Here is a 22,361-nt window from a genome sequence, read left to right as displayed (position 1 = left end):
TAGATACGAAATTGTCAAATATTAAAGACTTCCGTAAATAATTAGTCATAATTGTAAAGAAACAGTAATATATAACGTGGTTTCCAAATGAGGAATGTCTTTTCTTTCGATTTTATTACTGCAAAAATGGACCTGTTCCCATGTTGTAACAATAGATTACCTATTTTTATGCTACACTTTTAATAGTTTGATAGGATCTTATCAACTATTGAAAGGGGCTTAAAGAATGAAAGGTAAACTCTCGATTTTCGGGGCCATGCTTATTGCGATGTTCTACTTCGCGCCTACAAATGTAGCAGCAGAAGATATTTCTAAGCACTGGGCCTACTATGAAATGAACTATCTTATTACACACGATTTAATGAAAGGGGATGATTCAGGCAATTACCGCCCGAATGATTCTGTCACTCGTGCTGAATTCACCGCATTTCTCGTAAGAGCACTTGACTTACCAGAAGTATCTACGAAACCAAACTTCTCGGACGTACGTGAAGGAGATTGGTATTATGGTGTCATAAAGCAAGCGAGTCACTATCAATTAGTCAAAGGTAATGCAAATGGAACGTTTTATCCAAACGACAAAATTGATCGTCAGCAAATGGCTGCCATGCTAAAAAGAGCTCTCGATTACAAAAACATCAAGACGACTGCCTCCCCTCTTAAGTTTACTGACAATGCTAGTATCGCTAAATGGGCCTATGCCGATGTACAAGAAGTCGTGTCATTAGGGCTGATTGTCGGTAAGCCGAACAATGCATTTGCGCCACTTGCCCAAGCAACACGTGCTGAGTCGGCTACTGTACTCTACCGATTGATACATTTAAAGGCACCTGAAGTTGGTGGCAAGCAATATACTACTACCAACTACTCACAAGACTATAAGGCTGTGGTGGATAAACAGGCGAAAAATAATCCAAAAGTAGATGGCGCTGGCGTTTTCACAGCTAGCGAGGCACTAGTGTCATACTATGTACACCCTAAAAGTTTTATTCAAGATAGTCCGTCCTTTTACCAATTTTTAAAATTATCGACGACTGTTACGAATCTAAATGCAAAAACAATCAACGAAAAAGTTCTTTATAATAAAGGAAACTTAGTCGATTCAGCAGACGCCTTTATTCAGGCAGGTGTTGATCATAATGTCAATGCCATCTATTTGTTATCACATGCATTGCATGAAACAGGCAATGGATCTTCAGCATTAGCAAACGGTATTGAAGTTGGTCTTGATAAAGACGGTAAAGCAGTAATGGTCACGACTGAAAATCGGAATAGCCTGACTGCTATTAAGAAAACATACAATGTATATGGCATTGGCGCTATTGATGCAAACGCCAATAAATATGGGGCTGAACGTGCTTATACAAATGGATGGTTCACGATCAAGGATGCAATTATTGGTGGGGCACAATTTGTGAAAGATCAATATATTAGTAAAGGGCAGGACACATTGTATAAAATGCGCTGGAATCCTGAAAACCCAACGGTCCATCAATATGCAACACATGTCATGTGGGCAGTGCTCCAAGCACAAAAGATTTATGACATGTATGAATTAACAGGTGCTAATACTACGACTACTTTAGTATTTGACGTTCCTGTCTATCAAAACCAGGCTTCCCCTACTTCGTTACCTACTCCTGCCAAGCAATATGCGGTAGATACGGCTTTAGCTGGGGCTACTGGACAGGCTACGGTTGACGACTTAAATATGAGAACTTATCCGAATACAACGGATGCTTCCTCGATCATCACGAAACTACCAAAGAATACTTCGTTCACTGTACTCGGTGAAAATGGCGGTTGGTACAAAGTCAAGGTGAATGGACAAGAAGGGTGGCTATTTAAAGATTATGTAAGTCTGAAAAATGGACTACAGATTGTCGATATGAACATCACGCTAAATGTAAGAAGCGAGCCATCTACTGAATCATCCATTTTAGGTACTGTAAAACCAAAGAGCTTTATCATCGGTGTTGTAGATGCCAATGGTAATTTTGTAAAAAACGGTAACTGGTATAAGGTAATTTATAATGGCAAAACTGGGTGGGTTTTTGGTGATTATATTGTGAATAATAAGTCACTTGATTCAAAATAGGTTTATAAAACAAGAGAGTGCGAATCAAAACGATTCGCACTCTCTCTTTATGTACACCTAATTTTTTACATCCAGGATGAATTTAAATTCCCCCATGAAGATACGCTTATTTCTCTATAATATTTATATGCTATATATAATAGAAGAAACTCAAATTTAGAGGATTTTTTTACCATTTTTTATTATTGTTTTTACCGCCTTTTGAAAGGTACTTTATTAGATTAATCACTGTAAAATTGAAACTACATATTGGTAATTTATAAGATTGTGCAAAAAGTTGATTGGAGTGGAGACTGGTCGACTCCTCGGGGATCAGCAATAGAGGAACGAAGGCTAAAACCATCACATCCTGTGATAACGCCTTCGTGACCAACATCGTATTGGCCCGAGACCCTGGACTGAACGAAGTGAAGGAAGCGGCTCATCGGACGCCCCCAGGAAAGCGACCAGTCGGAACGGAAATCAACCCTCATTTATAGTGGTGAACCTACTATAAGTCCGTTTCCCTTCCCCTTCTCTTTCACAATTCGCCCCATATCATTCCACCGAAAATTTCCTGTCAATATTGCTTTTGTGGTATGATAGATTGCAGTTAAAAAGGAATTAAAGAAAGGTTTGAACACTATATGAAGCATGTAACGATTATGGGCGTACCCTTTTTACATAGTAAACAGCAAGAGTTTGTTGATTTACTCGTTAATCGTATTGAACATGAAGAAAAGACATTCGTTATTACAGCAAATCCCGAAGTCGTGATGCAGGCAAATGAAAATCCTACTGTCATGAATTATCTGAAGCAAGCAACTTACATTTGTGCAGATGGTATTGGCGTTGTGAAAGCTGCGCAAATACTTGGTGATCCGCTTCCGGAGCGTGTTACTGGTTACGACACGATGGTACGACTTTTAGAAGTCGGCAATACAAAGCGCTTTAAGATTTATTTGTTAGGCGCGCAAAATGAAACGCTCGAAAAGACTGTGAAAAATATCAATCAAACGTATCCAAATGTTGACGTAGTAGGCTATCATGATGGATTTTTTGATTGGAACAAAAATGATATTGCAAATAAAATTGCTGAATTACAGCCTGATCTTGTATTTGTTGCATTAGGTGTGCCAAGACAAGAAAAATGGATTACCGAAAATTTAGGTCAATTTAGCAAAGGTGTATTTATGGGTGTTGGTGGTTCCTTCGATGTTATCGCAGGAACAGTAAAACGGGCTCCTATGATCTGGCAAAAATTAAATCTCGAATGGCTCTACCGACTGCTTCGTCAGCCAAGTCGTTTTGGAAGAATGCTTGTCCTTCCTCGATTTGCTTTAAAGGTTTTCGCAATGAAATTTAAAGGTCAGGGAGCACCAAAATGAGTCAGTCTACATTTGTTAAAAGTACTCTTGTCCTAACAGTTGCTATGCTACTTTCTAAAGTCATCGGTAGTATTTTCAGAATTCCGCTACAAAATATAGCGGGCGATGAGGTACTTGGTATATTCAGTTTAGTGTATCCCGTTTATATGGTAGCACTCTATTTATCGGTTGCTGGAATCCCTATTGCTATTTCGAAGCTTATTGCGGAGGCCAATGCAAAAAAAGATACAGATAATGTGAAGAAAATTTATGTTACAGCAAGCATCCTAGCACTATGCTTTGGCGTCATAAGTTTTGCTATCATTTATGGCTTTTCAACTGAAATCGCAAATGCTTTAGGGGGCCCATCAACAGAAATTGCGTTAATTGTTGTTGCTCTTACGTTACTCGTTGCTCCTTATATGGCTGTCTATCGCGGATTTTTCCAAGGCTATGGGGATATGCGTCCGACTGCGATTTCTCAGGTAATTGAACAGTTAGTGCGTGTTGCTCTAATTTTAATTGTTGCCTATTTCCTAGTTGCAATGGATTATTCAAATGACATTGTCGCTGGGGGGATTATGGCAGGCTCTGTCATTGGGGCTGCTGCATCACTCTTCTATTTACGCTTTAAATATTTCCGTTCATCTGTAAAAGTAACGAGCAAGGAGAAATATAAATTTAACGATTTCTCACTCTGGGGTAAGACAATTTTAAAAATATCGATTCCGATTGCCATCGGTTCTGTCACAATGGCACTCTTTAACTTTGTTGACTCCTTTACAGTAACGTACGGCTTAAGAAGTGCTGGTGCTGACTCAAGTGAAATTAGTTTTCTTTACGGTATTTATGGTCGAGGCTTAACGCTTGTTCAAATTACAACTGTTTTTGCGTCCTCTATCATATTACCGCTTGTTCCACTAATTACAACAAAACTAGCCGAACGTAAATTAGATGAAACACGTGGGATTATTGAGCGAACACACCGTATTACACATCTTATTTCCTGGCCAGCCGCTTTAGGGTTACTAGCATTAACCTTACCTTTAAACCTCGCTCTTTTCACAGACTTAAAGGGAAGCTTAATGTTAGCGGTTATTAACCTTAGCTCTGTATTTACATCTCTGACACTACTTGGTACAGGTATTTTACAGGGGATGAATGCTGCCAAAGCTGGAGCTATCATCATTCTTGGTGGCGTTGTACTAAAGATATTTTCAAATATCTTCTTTATCCAAGCGTTTGGATTAGATGGGGCTGCCTATGCAACATTATTTGTTTACTTTGTTTTATTTATTGTAAATTCTATTTTTATTTATCGTGCAATTCGCTTCACTGTATTGGGGAAAGATACGGTCAAAATCATCCTATCTTCTATTCTAATGGGAGCTGCAGTCGGTTTACCTACACTTTGGTTGGACATTGAAAACTGGTCAAGAACGTGGGCGATGGGCTACCTAGCTGTTGCAATTGCAATTGGATGTGTTATTTATTTCCTATTATTATGGCTAATGAATGCCATTCATGAAGAAGATTTAAAGAAAATCCCGATTATCGGGAAAAAGGTTGTCATAAATAAGAGAGGTAAAAAATCTATGTCGAAACAGAAATGGCTTTGGGGAATTGTCATCCTATTGCTCGTCGTATCTTCACCTGGAATCATGATGAGGTGGAATGCTGAGCAAGCGAATGATGCCTATGAAATAGTGATTCCTTATGATGAAATTCAAGTAGTAAACAAGGAAAGCGATTTAACAATGGATAAAATCCTTTCCTCTTTAAAAGATGCAGGGCTTACAACAGTTAGCCTTGAGCCTTTAACATTAAAGGAAATGGAACATCAAGGCTTGATTTCCATTTACGATGAAAATGATTTAGCTTCACAACTACGTTTCACACCTTACAAAGATGCTATAGATGTCAATAAGAGTGGATACTATATTAGCGTTCCTGAAAACGCAAGCTATCAACAGCTTATTAAAGACAGCATTAAGCCAGAAGAAGTACAAATTGGAGATGAGTCTTTCTATTATCTTCCGAGCTCAAACCATCGTTATGGGTTAAAAACACCAATTGGTTACGATAAGCTTGCCGTTGAGATGATCAACAAGCATGATCTGTCACTCATTTTTAAAGTAGAAAATGCAGACAATAAAACAGCCAACGATAAGACCGTTAAGCAATTACTTGAATTAAAAGATTCATCAGCAGGCCGTTTACTTGGTTCAGGAGATGAGGCAATCGGATTTGGTCAAAAATCAGGTGATGCTTACATTGAACAGCTAAGTAATGCAGGCTATTATTTCTACACAATTGAAAGCAATCCCCTTAAGGGTGAAGACAAAATTGCCAAAATGACTGATTATAATATGATCCGCTTGCACAGCATCAATGTAAACAGAGAGACAAAGTTAAGGCTTAATGCAAGCATTGATCGTACAACACGCGCAGTGAAAGAGCGAAATATTCGATCTATTTTCTATCATATTAAAACAAAAGGTAATGCTGAGAAAAATTTAGAGGAAACAATTAAATATTTAACAGGTGTTCAAGAACAAATGCCAAATCATTTCAAGTCTGGCACACCAAAACTATTTGATGTTGTTGCAGTCCCAGCATGGGTAACAGCACTTGTCTTATTAGCAGGTATCGTATTTACTTTCCTTATTTCAGAACTAGTGAAATGGATGCCACTTCGTATAGCAGCAGTTTTATTTATGAGTGCTTTAGCCATCGCGTACTTCCTTCTGAAAAGTACACTTTTCTTACAAGCATTCGCATTAATTATTGCAGTTATGGCCCCAACGTATGCTGTCATTAAAGCAGCTAAGGGCTCTAAAAATATTGCTTCGATCTTACTACAATATTTAAAAGCAGTAGGTATTAGCATCATCGGTATCGTTATTGTCATTGGATTATTAAATGGCAATGCATTTATGACAGGCTTCGAAGCATTTAAAGGCGTTAAGCTTGTTTATGTTGTTCCAATCGCAGGTATATTAGTATTTGTGCTACTAGAACTTAACCGTCTAGTTGATCAAGATCTAAAGAAAACACTTTCGAATACAGTTACTTTATTAAATAAAGATTTAAAGTATTGGCATGTTTTACTGGTAATTGTCGTTGCAGTTATTGGTTTATTCTATATTAGTCGAACTGGTAACTCTGGTTCCGTTAGTAATGCTGAATTGGCATTTAGACAATGGCTTGAGAACATCCTATATGTTCGACCAAGAACGAAGGAATTTTTAATTGGTTTCCCATTCTTTGTTTTATCACTTTATGTGATGGGCATTAATCGAAAATGGGGCAGTATCCTTCTAGTACCAGGCGTTATCGGATTCTTGTCTATCGTTAATACTTTTACACATTTACACATTCCTGTTGAAGTGTCGGCATTACGTACACTTTATAGCGTTATACTTGGTTTTGTCGTAGGACTAGTATTTATCTTTATCTTCAAGATCGGTTACCGTTTTATTTCTAAAGCAGTCGCGAGGTGGTCATAATGCATGTTGTATTATCTGGCTACTACGGATTTGATAATGTTGGCGATGATGCGATCTTACTTTCCATTATCCAAGCTCTAAGAAAATGTCAACCTGATATAGACATTACAGTATTATCGAATAATCCAGCGGCCACTGAAAAAACATATGGTGTGAAGGCCGTGAATCGTTGGAAAATGAACGAAATCAAACAAGTGCTAAAAACAGCAGATGGACTCATCAGTGGTGGCGGTAGCCTCATGCAAGATCAAACAGGAATGAAGACGATCCCTTACTATGCGGGCGTTATTCAAATAGCAAAATGGTTAAAAAAACCTGTATTTGTTTACGCTCAAGGTATGGGTCCAATCAATCATCCCTTAAGTAAATTTATTGTCCGCAAAGCCTTTAATAAGGTAAAAATAACAGTACGAGATAAAGCCTCACAATCTCTTTTAACAGAGATTGGTGTCAAAAACGAGTCTTTCATAGTGCCCGATCCTGTAATTGGACTTAACGGCAGCACCTTCCATACTGATTGGTTAGCAGATGCGTCACTTTCAGCGAACACTTATATTGCTATAAGTGTTCGGGACTGGCCATCAACAGTAGATTACAAACAAAAAATAGCAAACAGCCTTGATCAATTAGTACGTCATGGTGAACAGATTGTCTTCTTGCCAATGCACGGTGAGCACGATGCAAAGTCTTCACAAGAAGTAGCAGCACTTATGCAAGAAAAGAGCATCGTTGCCCCTGCTGATTTATCGATCGAAGAAAAAATTGCAGTCATTGGTCAATCTAAATTGTTAATCGGGATGAGATTGCATTCACTAATTTTCTCATCCATCTACGCTACCCCATTTATTGCGATTTCTTACGATCCGAAAATCGATGCATTTGCTGAGATCATGGATCAACCCATTATTGGACATGTTGAAGTAGATAATTGGGACGGAACATTATTGTTCGAACAAACTGTAAAAGTAATTGAACAATTACCGACCATCCAAGAAAACATGCATCAAAAAGTCCAAGCGTTCCAAGCTGCCGCAGAGACGACAGCAAAATTAGCATTAGAGGCTTTCACAAAAGCATAGAAGTTAAATAAAAATGATGAATTTCAATAGAAATTGAAATTCATCATTTTTTTTGGAACTCTAACAATTTTAAAATGGATTGAGCCTGCTGCATATGCATTGATAGTACATATTGACTTGCCTGCATTAGAATTTGTGCCTTCACCATATTCATCATTTCTTTGGCGATATCTGCATCACGAATGCGAGACTCCGCATCTTGTAAGTTTTCTGCCGTGTTTACGTTCGCATTATAAGCATGCTCTAGACGATTTTGATAGGCACCTAGTCTTGAGCGCTCGCTTGATACACGCTTTAAAGCCTCGTCCATTGAGGAAATAGCTTTATCAGCATCCTCACGAGTTGCAATAGATGACGTATCGTCCAAGCCTAGTGCTCCAGCACCCATGTCGTTAATATACAGCTCGATGCTTTGACCTGAATTGGCACCTGCCTGAATTTTAATACCGTTCGTAGCATAATCTCCATTTAGCAATGTCTTAGTATTAAACTCCGTATCCTTCGAAATGCGCTGAATTTCTTTTTTTAATTCCTGATATTCCAAATCGAGTTTCTCCCGATCACTATCCGTTAATGTATCATTGGCTGCCTCGACTGCAAGCTCCCGCATGCGCTGAATCATATCATGTGTTTCATTCAATGCTCCCTCTGCTGTTTGAACAAGTGAAATACCATCCTGGATATTCTTCGCGCCCATGTTCAAACCACGAATTTGCGCACGCATTTTTTCAGAAATCGCAAGCCCCGCTGGATCATCAGCAGCACTATTAATACGGTACCCAGAAGAAATCCGAAGCATTGCCTTACTCATTGCCCCGTAATGTCTATTCATATTATTTAAAATGGACATCCCCGTTGCTGACCACTTCCCAATCATCATTTCACCACCCCCTATTGTTAAGTATATCGGTCTTTGTGACATTCTCTTTAACTCATTTTGGTAATCGTTTCTAATTTACTAAGCCCTATATAGTAATAGCTTCTCATCCACTTTTATGATTTCGACTTTATACCCATATTGTTTTTGCCTTGGCGTAATTGTGTCCGCACCATTCATGCCATTTAACATCCGTGTGGGCTTAAGGGAAACAGTGGTTTTTGTGCGAAAGCGTAGCGACAGCATCCGTAGGAACCACATCCTCAACACCTTCAGAGGCGGACGACTTTTTGAAGATAAAAGCACCCACTTCTCTTATATAGAAAGGGTGCTTACATAAAATACCGTGTATTCAATTTTCGAAACCTCCGAGTTGATGGTTCTTTTGTTGTAGTAGTTCAAAAAAGAGCTCTTTATTATGATCTAGTAATGCCTGGTCGATTAAATAATCAATGTTTTTCTGCTCCAATTCTGTAATGAGCTGATCTACTTCGCCAACAGTCACTGAAGATACAAGCGGTAACTGAGGCTTCGGCGTAGCGCTTTCAAGAATCGGTGCTAGATGATCATGAACATTTGTAATTAATAATAATTGATATAATGGCAGTCGGATAAAACGATTCCCTTTCTGGAAAACAAACACCTCAGATATATTTTCAATTTGCTGTGTATTCAAGTTGATAATCATCTCTTTACCTTCAATGGGAATGAAATGGAAAATCTCATTCTCTTTTAATATAGAGAAATATTGATAAGCAAATACTAGACGCAGTTTATCTCCAGTAATCTTCGTGTAAAATGGCTTCATATATTGAACTTGCATCATCCTTCATCCCTCCCTATTTATCTGATTATTCAGATTTTAACACAAATAAATTATCTTGTTAACTATCTTCTCCTTGATTTTTTTCTTTCAAATCATTCGGCTTATCATGGACGCATTTTAATCGTATAATGGAAGGACAGTCTTTTTTTCTTTATACTTACATGCCCACTAGCTATACATTTTGAAAGGAGTGAGGTTATGGCATTGTCTATTGCCCAATTAGCTAAGGAACACCAAGAATTTATCCTTGCCAAATTACAGGAAGCTGAACAGGCGTTACATCCTTCCTCTACTGAAGACGAAGAGCTAGTGCGTCGTGCTGTTTTTTCAGTGCGGAACAAATCAGTTGTCTTTGAACGTTTTAATGGAGCGAGTTCTATATTATATGCAAGCGTACAGGATGTCAGACCTGCTTCTGTAGAAATTGATTTTGCCAAAGAGGAGTTGAGCTGTAACTGTCCTCAGCTAAAATGGTGCAGACATCAAGTTGGCGCATTGCTTGCCCTCTATCAGTATTTTGATTCTGTACAAAATTGGTCAAGCACTTGGCGTGCGCAAAAATCAGTGCAATTAAAATCATTAGCAGATGAACGAAGTCCAGAAAGCTGGAAATTGATGGTTGATGAAGTCATGAAACGTTTATTACCACCTGGGCGTATTTTAGAAGGGTATGGCCTTTCTGCTATACGGACGGATGCACTAGAGCGACTTCAACGACATATGCCATTTGAGCGCGAGTGGCAGCCACTTTATAAGCTTTTTATGGAGTTATCGATCTTTAATACAATATGGCGTCATTTAAATGAGACAAAAGGACATTCGTTGGATTCTCCTTATATGAAATATTTTATTGATCAAAGTGTCCAATCATTCGAAAGTATTTTAACCGAGCTAACGGGTCGATCACGACTTTTTGCCACTGACCCATTCTATGATGCGATTCAGGAATTAGTTAGGAAGTTTTTATTGGAACGACAAGGATTGTTTGCGGATCGACTACAAATTTATATGCTACTTTGGGCAGTGCTTTTTTATGAAAAGCCACGACGCGAACAGGAATTAGCACTTATAAATAACCTTGAGAATCCTTCATCTGAGATTTCCTTGCAGTCCTTACAACTGCTATTTTATGTACTGCTACAAAAAGAAAGTTTATTACAAGAAAGAATTGCTCATATTGATGTACAACAAATGCAGGACCTTTTTGAACTAGCTACCTTTGCAAAACGCGCTGGTGAATCACTTGCACAAACTATTATTTTACGTGCGATGCTACCATTTACCGAAGTCTTTTTACAGCAAACTGTGCCAGTTGTAAAGCGAGCTCAATACGTACGTCAATTCCAGCTTTTATACGCAGACATACAGCTTACAGAAGAAGAGGAAGCTACATTATATAGTGCATTTGGTGTTTACGGGCTTCAACCATTTTCGTTCTTTCTTATAAAAAAAGGACGCTATCGTGATTGGGCAGCCCTTCATCAGCTAAACCTCTCCTCCCTTTCTTATTTAGAAATGTGTGGATTAAAGGATGTGCTTCAAGTTGCTCCTGCAACAGTATTGCCCTTATATCATCTATATGCCATGGCTGAAATTACACAAAAATCACGTATGAACTATAAGCAGGCTGTACGAATTTGGAAAAGTATGCGCAGTGCAGCAAAGCGTGCTGGTAAAAATGCTTATTTCGAAACATATATGCAAACCATTCGTGCGGAGTATAAACGACTCCGTGCATTACAAGAAGAAATTGAGAAAGGAAACTTAGTATGATGACTATAAATGCTCCTTCCCCGTTTTCAAAAAAATTACAGCTTCGTATTCATGCTGCACAGGAAGGATATTTTACGTTACAGGGATTTACTGCTGATGGTGCAGCAATGGACGCAGACTCCCTCATTTCTTCATTATTTTTTAACTATGAAGCGAATGTCTATGGGATATTAACCAATCGTTCAGAGCTCACTATTGAGGTTTCAACTTCTGAGCTCCTTGATATTTTTTCACAGCGTTATCTACATCCTTTTATTGAATGGCAAGGTGTAAACACTGAAAGTCAGATGTTGCTAGAAAAAGCATCTGCTTTACAAACGTATTGGCAAGAGCCATCGCTCTGGTCACATGCAGTTATTGCAGATGATTTTTCATCGCTAACATTTCCTCTGGACGGTGTTGAAACATCTTTATTAGAAACAGCTGTGCAGCAAAAACTGGCACAAGCAGGTCTTATACTGTCTGATTTACCAAAGTTAGTGCCATTTTTCTTACGTGGTGGCTGGCCATTAGACCAGGAACGACAAGCAGGTGCAGTTAAAGTCTCCCTACGCTTAAGTGAGCCTGAGGAAGATTCAGATGTGTGGCTTTTAGAAACAGTACTGAGCACGGCTACAGCTAAGAACTACTGGACGCCTGCTATGCGAAAGCAGTCACTACCAATCGCTGATGCTCTACCAGCAAAATGGGAAATGTATGCTGAAGCTATTGAACAACAACAAGGTCAAATTGTAGATCTTCTTTCTATTGAAGATGTAAGTAACGATATTTTCATCCGTATTATGCTTGAGGATTTACAAGTTCGAACATTTTTACGTGAAGATTTAGCAAGGTTACAGGCACTCGGCTTTGACGTTGTATTACCGGCTTGGCTTAAAGATTTAAAACAGTCAAAAATGCGTGTTCGTGTAAGTACTGGCAATGTATCGACAAAGAAGGTTGCTGGACTAGATGATATCTTAACATTTAAATGGCAGTTTTCTATGAACGGACAGTCCATTTCACCTGAACAATTTAAAAAGCTTGTGGAAGAGAAACGCGAATTCATTCGCATAGGTACTGAATGGTTTAGAGTCGATGCAAACTGGATGCAAGAGATGCGTACATTGATGCAGCAAGCAGAAGATGAAAGCTGGACTGTTCGCGAATTACTATTTCGTGAGCTACCAGAGGATTTATCCTTACCTCTTGAAGAAGAGGATGCCGATGATGAAATGCGGGATGACCCGATTTTTGCATTTGAATTGCAACAATCACTTAAATCTTATATGGAGCAGCTTCAAGAGAAAAAAGGACTTCCTACAGTACCCGTTCCTACACCTTTACAGGCTGAATTGCGCCCTTATCAACATGAAGGCTTCGAATGGCTTGTCTTCATGCGCGAACAAGGCTTTGGTGCGTGTCTAGCGGATGATATGGGTCTTGGTAAAACGGTTCAGCTTATTTCATATTTGCTGTATCTTTATGAATCAACTGAGGATACAAAGCCAGCCATCATTATTTGTCCTACTTCAGTGTTAGGCAACTGGCAAAAGGAACTTGCCCGTTTTGCTCCATCGTTGATTGTGCATACGCATTATCAGGCGAATAGAGCAAAGGAGGATGCTTTTAAACAGCTTGTAGAAAGAGAAAAACCACATGTAATTTTATCTACTTACGGCACCGTATCTCAAGATGCTGAGTTTTTACAGGAAGTAGAATGGGTAACGGTTGTACTGGATGAAGCTCAAAATATTAAAAATATGCAAACGCTCCAATCAAGAGCTATTCGTAAATTAAATGGGAAGCATCATATTGCTTTAACAGGGACACCGGTGGAAAACCGTTTATCTGAGCTATGGGCAATTTTTGACTTTATTCATAAAGGCTATTTAGGTAGCTTCGGTCGCTTTAACGAAGAATTTATTTTACCGGTAGAACGAGATGAGTCTGAGTCACATAAACAGAAGTTACGTACAAAAATTCAACCGTTTTTACTTCGTCGTACTAAACGTGACCCACACTTACAGCTTAACTTACCAGATAAACAAGAGTCTCATGATTATTGCCCATTAACGACTGAGCAAGCCTCTCTATATGAAGGATATATATTAGAGACACTCGATCAGCTCGAGCAATTAACAGGCTTTCAAAAAAAGGGACGCGTCTTAAAGATGCTCAGTAAGCTAAAGCAATTATGTAATCATCCTGCCTTGTATTTAAAAGAACCTTTCGAGGATGCAGAATCAATGCTGACTCGTTCTACGAAATTAGAACGTATCGTGCAAATGGCTACAGAAATTGTGGACAACCGCGAGCAATGCCTCATTTTTACTCAATATATTGGAATGGGACAATTACTACAGCATTGTTTTAGCGAACTATATAATATTGATGCACCGTTCTTAACAGGTGCCATGCCTAAGCAGCAGCGCGACCGCTTAGTAGAGGCTTTTCAGGCAGGAGATTTCCCAATATTTATCCTTTCCTTAAAAGCAGGGGGTACAGGCCTAAATTTAACAGCTGCAAATCATGTTTTACACGCAGATCGATGGTGGAATCCAGCCGTTGAAAATCAAGCAACAGACCGTGCATATCGAATTGGTCAAACACAATTCGTGCAAGTGCATAAGTTTGTGACTATTGGTACGATCGAAGAGAAAATCGATAAAATGCTAGCTCAGAAATCTGCATTATCAGAAGAACTAATTCAATCAAGCAAGTGGTTAACTGAGTTAGAAGATGATGAACTTCGTGATTTAATGACACTCGATTTCTAAAGATTTATATATGTGCGCCAAGAGCAAAACGTTCTTGGCGCTCTTTTTTTCAGCGGACATTGCTTGTTACTTCTTCCCTACTTACTTCATATTAATATTTAGTTGTGTGTGTTTAAGGCTCATTGCTGAGCGGTCTTCAGCAATGAACACGTTATGAAAGGTATACATCATTCCTCTCTAAATTGATTGATTACGGTGCAAGTATAGAAGGAAAATGGCGGATCAGACAGCTTGTACTTGCCCCGTATGTACCATTCAGGACTGCGATACTACTGGTAATTGTACTTCAACATCAGGTAGTACAAAATCGGTTAAGCCATCCTGCTCATCAGGTGGCTTTGGCAACACAATAGCCCCATCACGGTCCCTTGGCTTAAGCTGATAAAATCGGACATCTTCTACGACTACTTCTGTTATATAAACCTTTGTGCTGTTTTCATTTAAAAACGATCTCGATTGAATACGACCATTTGCCCCAATTAATGAGCCTTTTCCGCAATATTTAACGATATTCTCTGCCAGCCTTCCCCAAACTGAACAAAGAATAAAGTCAGCATCCACTTCCCCACGACTGTTTTTGTAATTGCGATTAATGGCTAGTGAAAAATGTGTTTGCACGCGATTTTCAGATAAGTGTCGTAACACTGGATCCTTAGTTAACCTTCCGACCAGTCCGACTTGGTTCATTGATTCACCTCCTTTGCTGTTGATTGCTCTCATCATACAAAAATTAATTCCGCATTGGCAAAAGTCGATTTTTATCATTTCCTTCAGTTTTTAATCATAAATTGGGTAAATTGAGGCTTTTACTTTTCAAGTATTGAATGATTTTTCTAGCTGAATGCTTTTCCCTGTAGTTGCAAATGCTAATTGTTGAAATGTACAATTTCGCAGTTTTTATTGATTGCGCAAAAAGCTGTATGGACCCTCCCATAAACAGGGCTAATTGAATATGTTATACTAAAAATGATGACCGACTTAGGAGGATATTACATAATGAAAACGTTTAAAATGCTTTCCTTTGACCTTGTCACAAAAGAGGGCAAGCAACCTTTCCCTTTAGTCGATGGTATTATTATTAACCAGGAAAATAGCCATCAATCTTGGATTCTTGAACTGTTTATGGACCGACAATATCGTTCAACTTTTGATGAACTTTTAGCGAATGCTACTGTCTTTAATGTACGTGCAGTTATTTCATTTCCAGATAATGAGCCTGCTCCTTTCCAGGTTGCCGTACATACAGTTCAAGAAATTGGCGAGCACATCTCTGTCCTGCTAAAAGGGAAGCTCAAGATAAAACGCTCGAAATATGCCGAGCAATTGCTTGCCGAGTTGCTAGCTGAGGGTGTCACTTTAGATAAGTTATTGGACCGCTTCTCGCACGATATGAAAGAACGACCAAAACTAAAAAATGATTGAACTTCATTTAACGATGCAAACATTTGCATCGTTATTTTTTATTGGACAAGTATAGATTTTAAGGTACAATACGATGTAAAAATTAGAGGGGGTAACTATACTTGACTATTGCTATTAGGAAAAAGCCCGTAAAATTACTATGGCTTGAGGCTTTAAAGCGGCGGTTGTTCGATGAGGACCCTGATTTTGACTATTATAATGAGCAATTTCGCCGATTCGATGCCGGTTTTGCTGGTGAAAGGAGAGTTGACCGTGAATGGCTTGAATTAATATGTCCCTATACATTTTTAGTATTACATAATTTAATTTTAATTAATTCTGCACAGCATTCGTATCAACTCGATACACTCTTCATTTGCGGGCATTTTATGCTAGTGGTTGAAATTAAAAATATTAACGGACGCCTTGATTTTGACGAAACTACTCATCAATGTATTCGTACAAAGTCAGATGGTACTGTTGAAGGATTTCCAAATGCCCTTACTCAGACCCAACGACATATGCAATTTCTTAAAGTTATTTGTCAAAACTATTCTCTCCCCATTGAGGGCGCAGTTGTTATTTCTAACCCCTCCGCTATCATTGCAAGTCATCCAAACACAATCCCTATTTTCCATGTTTCAGGACTTCAAAAACATCTTCATTCCTTGTTTCAAAAATATACACAAACTATTTTAAGCGAAGAACAGCTAACACAAATTGCTCAACAACTTCTCAGTCGACATCAGCCATCGAAGATTCCAGCTTCTATTGATTCTTCACGATTCCGCCAAGGCGTGCTTTGCCCGAAATGCCAATACAAATCCCAAATGCATTATGCTCGTGGGATTTGGAAATGTTCATACTGTTACTATGCAAGCGAAGAAATTTTCGCTGAAGCCTTACAAGATTATCGATACTTAGTTAGACCGACCATTACCAACAAACAGTTACGTGAATTTTTCAATATTCAATCCAGTGATGCTGCCAATCGTTTACTTAAAAAATTTCATTTTCCCTATACAGGTTCTTATAAAAATCGCATTTACCAATTACCTGAGAATTTAGTGGACTATATGAAGCCGTTTTTCCGTTCTTCTTGAGGGGGTGCGTGTGGGAGATGGTTTTGCTTCCGCTTTGTGAGGGTTCGCGGGTATTTGCTTTCCTTCCGCGGGTATTCGCTTCCCTTCCGCGGGTATTCACCCCTTCCGCGGGTATTCGCTCCTCTTCCGCGGGTATTTACTCCTCTTCCGCGGATATTCACCCCTTCCGCAGGTATTCGCTTCTCTTCCGCGGGTATTCGCTTCTCTTCCGCGGGTATTCGCTTTCCTTCCGCGGGTATTCGCTTCCCTTCCGCGGGTATTCACTCCTCTTCCGCGGGTATTCGCTCCTTACGCGGGTATTCGCTTCTCTTCCGCGGGTATTCGCTTCCCTTCCGCGGGTATTCACTCCTCTTCCGCGGGTATTTGCTTCTCTTCCGCGGGTATTCACCCCTTCCGCGGATATTCACTTCCCTTCCGCGGGTATTTACTCCTCTTCCGCGGGTATTCACTCCTCTTCCGCGGGTATTCACTCCTCTTCCGCGGGTATTCACTCACCCCTCAGCGTATATCACTCCCCCTCAGCGTATATCACTCCCTCCTCGAAAATATAAAAAAGAGTGTTCCATTGATTGGAAACACTCTTTTTCAAATTATCGAGTAACTTTCTCTTCGACGATCTTTTCTTTAACTTCACCAGTAGTATGTGTTCCTGGTGTAGTTGTTGTTCCCGGTGTTACAGTTCCTGGTGTTGTAGTTCCTGGTACTGTCGTTGTACCTGGTGTTGTAGCTTCTGGAAGAACAGTGTTACGGTTATTAACGTTACGGTCGTAAACGTCATTTCGTCTGTTCGGCTCTACTACGTCTTCTACTCGGTCAACACCACGGCGAACGTCTTCTTTAACGTTCTCCACTGGTCTTGTTTCTACAGCTCTATTTCCCCAGTTACAACCTCCAAGGAATAATGCAGCAAGAATAATTGCCAAAAATGACATTCTCCACATATGAAAAAACCTCCTTCCTCCGGTGCTATGTCATCAAATACAATGTGTGTATTTGTGATCCTACATAGATTGCCCGGGAAAGGAGGGAACTATCCGATTTTTTTACAAACTATTTTTGTTTTTCTTTTAACAATTGTTCAATGTATGCTGCTTCTGCTTTACAGTTGTAGCTATAATTTGTACCTAGCTCTTTTTGCAAGGCCTCAATTGTTTCAATTTGTTTAGCTGTTGGTTCTTCATTTAAAATTTTTGCTATTACTTCGTCGATTTTCTGCGCCATCTCTTCATGGAATTCAGTATTCATCAAAACATCTGCTGGGATTTTTTCGATCCATGCGGCATTTTCTTGAAAATAAGTTTGCCAGCTAGCAATGAAGTCTTCCATAGAAAAACGCTCCTCTTTCCAATCAATACTTGCTAAGTATGATTCAAAAGATGTTGAAATCGAACGCGTAATGCTAATTTTAACACCTGAAGACAATTCCTTATACATCTATATAATCCTCCTACGTTTTAAAAACAAAACTACATGTATTATTCACAATCACATATAGCGCCATTGCATTTTTATAAAATACCGTTATTTCTTTAACTGCACTCCCTAGTAAACTATTAGAAGATTAACAGTTAAGACAATTTTCGATATAATTATTTTAAATCTTTTAGGCTATAATTGCAAATTACACCTGTTTTGGTTGTGCAGGTCCAATAGCGAATAAAATATCCGCTTCACATACTAGTTCCCCATCAACTGTTGCCACACCGTGACCTTTGCCCATAACTCCACGTAGTTTCACGAACTCAACTTCTAATCGAAGTTGATCTCCCGGTACTACTTGTCGCTTAAAACGACAGTTATCAATACCCGTTAAGAAAGCTAGACGACCTTTGAATTCCTCTGCATTTAATAATGCTACGCCACCTACTTGTGCTAATGCCTCTACAATTAAAACCCCAGGCATTACTGGATAGCCAGGGAAATGTCCATTAAAAAAGTCCTCGTTCATAGAGACATTTTTCAAACCGACTGCACGCTTGCCTTCTTCTAATTCAACGATACGATCAACGAATAGAAAAGGATAACGATGTGGTAAAATTGCTTGAATTTGTTCTGCTGTTAACATTTCTTTTCCCCCTCGAATGCTTAATATCAATTTCGTCTTGGCATAAATGTAGCTGTCGCTACAGATAAACAATGTGTCCAGAATGGTACCTACAAAAAAATCTGTGACATCCGCCAGAGACTATAATCTTCATTAAGTAAATGTTATAAACCATTACATAAATAATTATGTAAAACAAAGTATGGTAAAGAATATTATTATTCTTTACCATTCATAATATCAAATATATGCTGCCATGTTTCTGGTTTGAAAACGTCCATGGCTTTACCTTGTCCAATTACACTATAGCCAATTATTGTACCTAAAATTGCGGCAACAACAACTAAGATGATAATAAGTACAACGCGTAGCCAAATCGGAATCAGCCGTATTTGCACCCATCGAACCTCTCGTTGCTCTCCATTTGAGCCGTGTTCCTTCTCTTCTGGTGGCGTATCGGTTTCTTTTGATTGCATAGAACCTCGACTTGAATCGTTTGTCATAAATTGTACTCCTCTTCATTCCTTACTAAACAGTAATTATGGATTTACTATCGAATACCATTAATGAGCCCAAGCATTTGATCTGCTAAAGTGACAGCTCTTGCATTGAATTGATAAGAACGCTGTGTTTGAATTAAATCCGTCATTTCCTTTGAAAGATTTACATTCGACATTTCTAGCACACCGTTCTGCATACCAATTTGCTGACGATTTGCACCTTGTAAATTAGTGACAACTTCAGCTTGCGTATATCCTAACTGAGCTAGGTTATTCGGCAATCCAACATAGGATCCAGAAATGTCCTCCATAAGCTGAGGCTTTTGGAACTCTGTCACCCCTACATTAGTACGAATAAAATCTCCATTTGGATATGATGCCTCTAATACGCCCCCATCACGAATTGCGAAACTTTTTACATTATCCGGTAATGTAATAGCTTGCCCGTTTTCGTTTGCTAATGGATATCCATCTGCAGTTACAACCATTACTGTTCCATTATTTAATGGTGATAAATAAAAGTCACCTTGACGAGTATACACTGTTTTTGTGCCATTTTCACCATCTGGCATTAAAATATTGAAATATTGTTTTGGTTTTGTAAAAGCTAAATCAAGATCTCGACTTGTTGTTTGTAGAGAACCTTGTTTTTGATTAGATTGGATTTGCCCAAGCATTGCACCTGAACCGTAACGGATACCAACAGGTGATTGTCGATCAGCACGATCTAGCTTGTCATTGTTAAACTGCTGATAAAGCAATTCATTAAATGTAGCTTCTTTTGATTTATAGCCCTGTGTATTACTATTGGCAATGTTATTACTAATTGTATCTAGTCTATTTTGTAATTGCCCCATTGTGTTTGTTGCAGTCATCATTGTACGTAGCATGATCAAACGCCTCCTGTTCGCCTATTAAACTTTCCCGATTTCATTAGCAGCTTTTTCCATACTGCGATCATAAGCTTGTAACACTTTTTGGTTAGCCTCGAAAGCGCGATATGCTGTCATTAAATCGGTCATTGTGCGACTAGAATCAACGTTTGAGCCCTCTAGATAATTTTGACGCAGTGTAAAGGATACGCCATTGGCACCGTAGGCTGTTGGTAAGTTCTCACCGTTTTCTGTTCGAATTAAACCATTATCCTGTTTACGTAGCATGTTCGGATTCGTTGCATATGATACGCCAACACGAGCTACTTGCTGATCATTAACGTAAATTGCACCGTTCTCATCTAAGCGGAAATCATCATTCTGTAGCTGAATGCGTTGGCCTCTGTCTGATAACACATACAGTCCTTGTGGATTTACTAAATAGCCTTGACCATCTAATGTGAAATTCCCGTTGCGTGTATATGCTTCTCCGCCTTCTGGATGTGCTAAACGGAAGAAAATAGATCCGGTAGTACCATCTTCATTTTGCGGTAAGTTTCCATCAATCAAAGCCATATCTGTCGTGAAATCAGTGCTATAGATTTGGCCTTGTATGTAATTTGGCAATGTTTCTTGCATATAAATCCCTGTATTTAATGCACCAACTTGGCTCATATATTGAGAACCTGCTTGCTGATTAGCAGGTGCATTCGTTTTTCCTACACTTGACATGAGCATGTCAGGAAATGACCGAATTGTTGATTGGTCTGCTTTAAATCCTGGTGTATTCGCATTTGATAAATTATTAGTTAGTAATTCTGTTCGTCTTTGTTGTGCAATCATACCAGTTGCAACTGTATAAAACCCTTTAAACAAAGGACTCACCTCATTATCTTTTTATAAGGATGCGGGAACTCGATCAATATTTTCAAGCATAATTCCTGTACCAATTGCTACACAATCCATAGGTTGTTCAGCAATGAACACAGGTACCTTTAATTCTTCGATTAATAGTTGGTCCATACCGTGTAGTAAAGCACCACCGCCAGTAATAATGACCCCACGATCAATAATATCAGCTGATAGCTCTGGTGGCGTTTTTTCTAAAACATTTTTTGCAGATTGAACAATCATAGCAACCGATTCATGTAGGGCACGTTCAATCTCTTCAGAATGAATTGTTATTGTACGTGGTAAACCTGTCACCATGTCTCGACCACGAATATCCATTGAATCGTTTCGGCTACCTTTAAAGACTGTACCGATTGTAATTTTAATGGCTTCTGCAGTACGTTCACCAATTAGTAATTTGTATTCTTTTTTAATATATTGCAAAATATCATTATCAAAAATGTCTCCGGCTACCTTAATGGACTCACTCGTTACAATATCACCCATTGATAAGACTGCAACATCTGTTGTTCCGCCGCCAATATCGACTACCATATTACCGCTAGGTTGGAATATATCCATGCCTGCACCAATTGCAGCCACTTTTGGTTCTTCTTCTAAGTATACTTTTTTTCCACCTGATTTTTCTGCGGCTTCACGGATAGCTTTTTGCTCAACACTAGTAATGTTCGTTGGACAGCAAATTAAAATACGTGGCTTAGCTAAAAATCCTTTTACATTTAACTTATTGATGAAATGTCTTAGCATGGCTTCTGTAACGTCAAAATCCGCAATGACCCCATCTCGTAGTGGGCGAATTGCAGTAATGTTACCAGGCGTACGCCCTACCATTTGGCGAGCCTCTTCCCCCACAGCTAATACTTTATTTGTTTTTTTATCAATCGCCACAACAGATGGTTCATTTAAGACGATTCCCTTACCTTTAACGTGTATTAATACGTTCGCAGTTCCTAAGTCAATGCCAATATCTTTCGAAAACATTATATAATTTCTCCTTCCCACCATTTCCAACTACAAAAAACGTTCATTTTTATCTGTTTATCTAGAATATTCTATCACAACCTATTGGTAATTTCACCTAATTTTAGTGAATAGAACTCCATTCCTTTCAATTATATGAACACTTCATGAAAAGAAGAAATTACTTAAACAATTTTTTCATGATCCATCATCGAATAGTTTTAAATGGCATTTTTTAACACTATTATAGGTTGATTGAAGTGGAGACTGGGCGACTTCTTGGGGATTAGCGTCAAAGATGA

Annotated in this window: 18 protein-coding genes and 1 pseudogene; 9 read left to right on the top strand and 10 right to left on the bottom strand. The window is 38.8% G+C overall.

Going from position 1 to position 22,361, the window contains the following annotated elements:
• Positions 1-226 precede the first annotated feature (226 nt).
• From B1B04_RS00815 to csaB, 5 genes and pseudogenes are all read left to right on the top strand, one after another.
• Complete coding sequence (locus B1B04_RS00815; protein WP_079559435.1) at positions 227-2,098, top strand: S-layer homology domain-containing protein; 1,872 nt, start codon at positions 227-229, stop codon at positions 2,096-2,098.
• A gap of 626 nt (positions 2,099-2,724) precedes the next feature.
• Positions 2,725-3,465 carry a WecB/TagA/CpsF family glycosyltransferase gene (locus B1B04_RS00810; RefSeq protein ID WP_240518156.1) on the top strand — a complete coding sequence of 247 codons (741 nt, stop codon included), beginning with the start codon at positions 2,725-2,727 and terminating at the stop codon, positions 3,463-3,465.
• Positions 3,462-5,009 (top strand): annotated as a pseudogene (locus tag B1B04_RS00805) (putative polysaccharide biosynthesis protein); the annotation flags it as partial. The gene B1B04_RS00810 and the pseudogene B1B04_RS00805, both read left to right, overlap by 4 nt.
• Positions 5,010-5,039: 30 nt before the next feature.
• The gene (locus B1B04_RS00800; protein WP_079559805.1) at positions 5,040-6,953 is read left to right on the top strand and encodes a DUF5693 family protein; all 1,914 of its coding nucleotides are present in this window, start codon (positions 5,040-5,042) and stop codon (positions 6,951-6,953) included.
• Positions 6,953-8,032 carry a polysaccharide pyruvyl transferase CsaB gene (gene csaB, locus B1B04_RS00795; protein ID WP_079559434.1) on the top strand — a complete coding sequence of 360 codons (1,080 nt, stop codon included), beginning with the start codon at positions 6,953-6,955 and terminating at the stop codon, positions 8,030-8,032. Before B1B04_RS00800 ends, csaB begins: the two co-directional genes overlap by 1 nt.
• 43 nt (positions 8,033-8,075) lie before the next feature.
• Here the strand turns inward: csaB and B1B04_RS00790 are convergent, their stop codons facing one another.
• On the bottom strand, positions 8,076-8,909 hold the full coding sequence (locus B1B04_RS00790; protein ID WP_079559804.1) for a flagellin N-terminal helical domain-containing protein: 834 nt from the start codon (positions 8,907-8,909) through the stop codon (positions 8,076-8,078).
• A 352-nt stretch (positions 8,910-9,261) separates the two neighbouring features.
• Entirely contained in the window at positions 9,262-9,735 is a 474-nt protein-coding gene (locus tag B1B04_RS00780) for a transcriptional regulator (protein WP_079559432.1), read from the bottom strand.
• Positions 9,736-9,933: 198 nt separating this feature from the next.
• Here B1B04_RS00780 and B1B04_RS00775 point away from each other — a divergent pair, with 198 nt between their 5' ends.
• Positions 9,934-11,508: a hypothetical protein gene (locus tag B1B04_RS00775; RefSeq protein WP_079559431.1), complete on the top strand. Its 1,575-nt coding sequence runs from the start codon at positions 9,934-9,936 to the stop codon at positions 11,506-11,508.
• Positions 11,505-14,267: a DEAD/DEAH box helicase gene (locus tag B1B04_RS00770; protein ID WP_079559430.1), complete on the top strand. Its 2,763-nt coding sequence runs from the start codon at positions 11,505-11,507 to the stop codon at positions 14,265-14,267. Before B1B04_RS00775 ends, B1B04_RS00770 begins: the two co-directional genes overlap by 4 nt.
• A 255-nt stretch (positions 14,268-14,522) precedes the next feature.
• Here the strand turns inward: B1B04_RS00770 and B1B04_RS00765 are convergent, their stop codons facing one another.
• Positions 14,523-14,954: a single-stranded DNA-binding protein gene (locus tag B1B04_RS00765; RefSeq protein WP_079559429.1), complete on the bottom strand. Its 432-nt coding sequence runs from the start codon at positions 14,952-14,954 to the stop codon at positions 14,523-14,525.
• Between the two features lie 309 nt (positions 14,955-15,263).
• Between B1B04_RS00765 and B1B04_RS00760 the strand changes: the two genes are divergently transcribed.
• Together B1B04_RS00760 and B1B04_RS00755 are read left to right on the top strand one after the other, a co-directional pair.
• The gene (locus B1B04_RS00760) at positions 15,264-15,689 is read left to right on the top strand and encodes a YwpF family protein (RefSeq protein WP_079559428.1); all 426 of its coding nucleotides are present in this window, start codon (positions 15,264-15,266) and stop codon (positions 15,687-15,689) included.
• A 101-nt stretch (positions 15,690-15,790) separates the two neighbouring features.
• Entirely contained in the window at positions 15,791-16,771 is a 981-nt protein-coding gene (locus B1B04_RS00755; protein WP_079559427.1) for a nuclease-related domain-containing protein, read from the top strand.
• A gap of 590 nt (positions 16,772-17,361) precedes the next feature.
• Here B1B04_RS00755 and B1B04_RS00750 read toward each other — a convergent pair.
• The 7 genes from B1B04_RS00750 to mreB all read right to left on the bottom strand — a co-directional run bounded on the left by B1B04_RS00750 (position 17,362) and on the right by mreB (position 22,080).
• Positions 17,362-17,712: a hypothetical protein gene (locus tag B1B04_RS00750; protein WP_240518155.1), complete on the bottom strand. Its 351-nt coding sequence runs from the start codon at positions 17,710-17,712 to the stop codon at positions 17,362-17,364.
• Between the two features lie 109 nt (positions 17,713-17,821).
• Positions 17,822-18,205 (bottom strand): hypothetical protein, encoded by a 384-nt coding sequence (locus B1B04_RS00745; RefSeq protein ID WP_079559426.1) that lies wholly within the window; start codon positions 18,203-18,205, stop codon positions 17,822-17,824.
• Between the two features lie 187 nt (positions 18,206-18,392).
• Positions 18,393-18,836, bottom strand: coding sequence for a 3-hydroxyacyl-ACP dehydratase FabZ (gene fabZ, locus B1B04_RS00740; protein ID WP_079559425.1), 444 nt, complete (start codon positions 18,834-18,836; stop codon positions 18,393-18,395).
• 197 nt (positions 18,837-19,033) lie between these two features.
• Positions 19,034-19,318: a DNA-directed RNA polymerase subunit beta gene (locus B1B04_RS00735; RefSeq protein ID WP_079559424.1), complete on the bottom strand. Its 285-nt coding sequence runs from the start codon at positions 19,316-19,318 to the stop codon at positions 19,034-19,036.
• Positions 19,319-19,365: 47 nt separating this feature from the next.
• Positions 19,366-20,205, bottom strand: coding sequence for a flagellar hook-basal body protein (locus tag B1B04_RS00730; protein WP_079559423.1), 840 nt, complete (start codon positions 20,203-20,205; stop codon positions 19,366-19,368).
• Between the two features lie 24 nt (positions 20,206-20,229).
• On the bottom strand, positions 20,230-21,063 hold the full coding sequence (locus B1B04_RS00725) for a flagellar hook-basal body protein (protein ID WP_079559422.1): 834 nt from the start codon (positions 21,061-21,063) through the stop codon (positions 20,230-20,232).
• A gap of 21 nt (positions 21,064-21,084) precedes the next feature.
• Positions 21,085-22,080 carry a rod shape-determining protein gene (gene mreB / locus B1B04_RS00720; protein WP_079559421.1) on the bottom strand — a complete coding sequence of 332 codons (996 nt, stop codon included), beginning with the start codon at positions 22,078-22,080 and terminating at the stop codon, positions 21,085-21,087.
• Positions 22,081-22,361 lie beyond the last annotated feature (281 nt).

It is taken from the genome of Lysinibacillus sp. KCTC 33748, from assembly GCF_002237755.1.
Classification (GTDB): Bacteria; Bacillota; Bacilli; order Bacillales_A; family Planococcaceae; genus Lysinibacillus.
The sequence above is the reverse complement of the archived record's forward strand: the minus strand, read 5'-3'. Positions and strand labels throughout refer to the sequence as shown.

Excerpts from the sequence above, each read along its gene's own strand:
- B1B04_RS00775 (WP_079559431.1), top strand. The coding sequence starts at position 9,934 with ATGGCATTGTCTATTGCCCAATTAGCTAAGGAACACCAAGAATTTATC.
- B1B04_RS00800 (WP_079559805.1), top strand. The coding sequence starts at position 5,040 with ATGTCGAAACAGAAATGGCTTTGGGGAATTGTCATCCTATTGCTCGTC.
- B1B04_RS00790 (WP_079559804.1), bottom strand. The coding sequence starts at position 8,909 with ATGATTGGGAAGTGGTCAGCAACGGGGATGTCCATTTTAAATAATATG.
- mreB (WP_079559421.1), bottom strand. The coding sequence starts at position 22,080 with ATGTTTTCGAAAGATATTGGCATTGACTTAGGAACTGCGAACGTATTA.
- B1B04_RS00745 (WP_079559426.1), bottom strand. The coding sequence starts at position 18,205 with ATGTATAAGGAATTGTCTTCAGGTGTTAAAATTAGCATTACGCGTTCG.
- fabZ (WP_079559425.1), bottom strand. The coding sequence starts at position 18,836 with ATGTTAACAGCAGAACAAATTCAAGCAATTTTACCACATCGTTATCCT.
- B1B04_RS00760 (WP_079559428.1), top strand. The coding sequence starts at position 15,264 with ATGAAAACGTTTAAAATGCTTTCCTTTGACCTTGTCACAAAAGAGGGC.
- B1B04_RS00750 (WP_240518155.1), bottom strand. The coding sequence starts at position 17,712 with ATGTGGAGAATGTCATTTTTGGCAATTATTCTTGCTGCATTATTCCTT.
- B1B04_RS00735 (WP_079559424.1), bottom strand. The coding sequence starts at position 19,318 with ATGACAAACGATTCAAGTCGAGGTTCTATGCAATCAAAAGAAACCGAT.
- B1B04_RS00765 (WP_079559429.1), bottom strand. The coding sequence starts at position 14,954 with ATGAACCAAGTCGGACTGGTCGGAAGGTTAACTAAGGATCCAGTGTTA.
- B1B04_RS00815 (WP_079559435.1), top strand. The coding sequence starts at position 227 with ATGAAAGGTAAACTCTCGATTTTCGGGGCCATGCTTATTGCGATGTTC.
- B1B04_RS00810 (WP_240518156.1), top strand. The coding sequence starts at position 2,725 with ATGAAGCATGTAACGATTATGGGCGTACCCTTTTTACATAGTAAACAG.
- csaB (WP_079559434.1), top strand. The coding sequence starts at position 6,953 with ATGCATGTTGTATTATCTGGCTACTACGGATTTGATAATGTTGGCGAT.
- B1B04_RS00730 (WP_079559423.1), bottom strand. The coding sequence starts at position 20,205 with ATGCTACGTACAATGATGACTGCAACAAACACAATGGGGCAATTACAA.
- B1B04_RS00780 (WP_079559432.1), bottom strand. The coding sequence starts at position 9,735 with ATGATGCAAGTTCAATATATGAAGCCATTTTACACGAAGATTACTGGA.
- B1B04_RS00770 (WP_079559430.1), top strand. The coding sequence starts at position 11,505 with ATGATGACTATAAATGCTCCTTCCCCGTTTTCAAAAAAATTACAGCTT.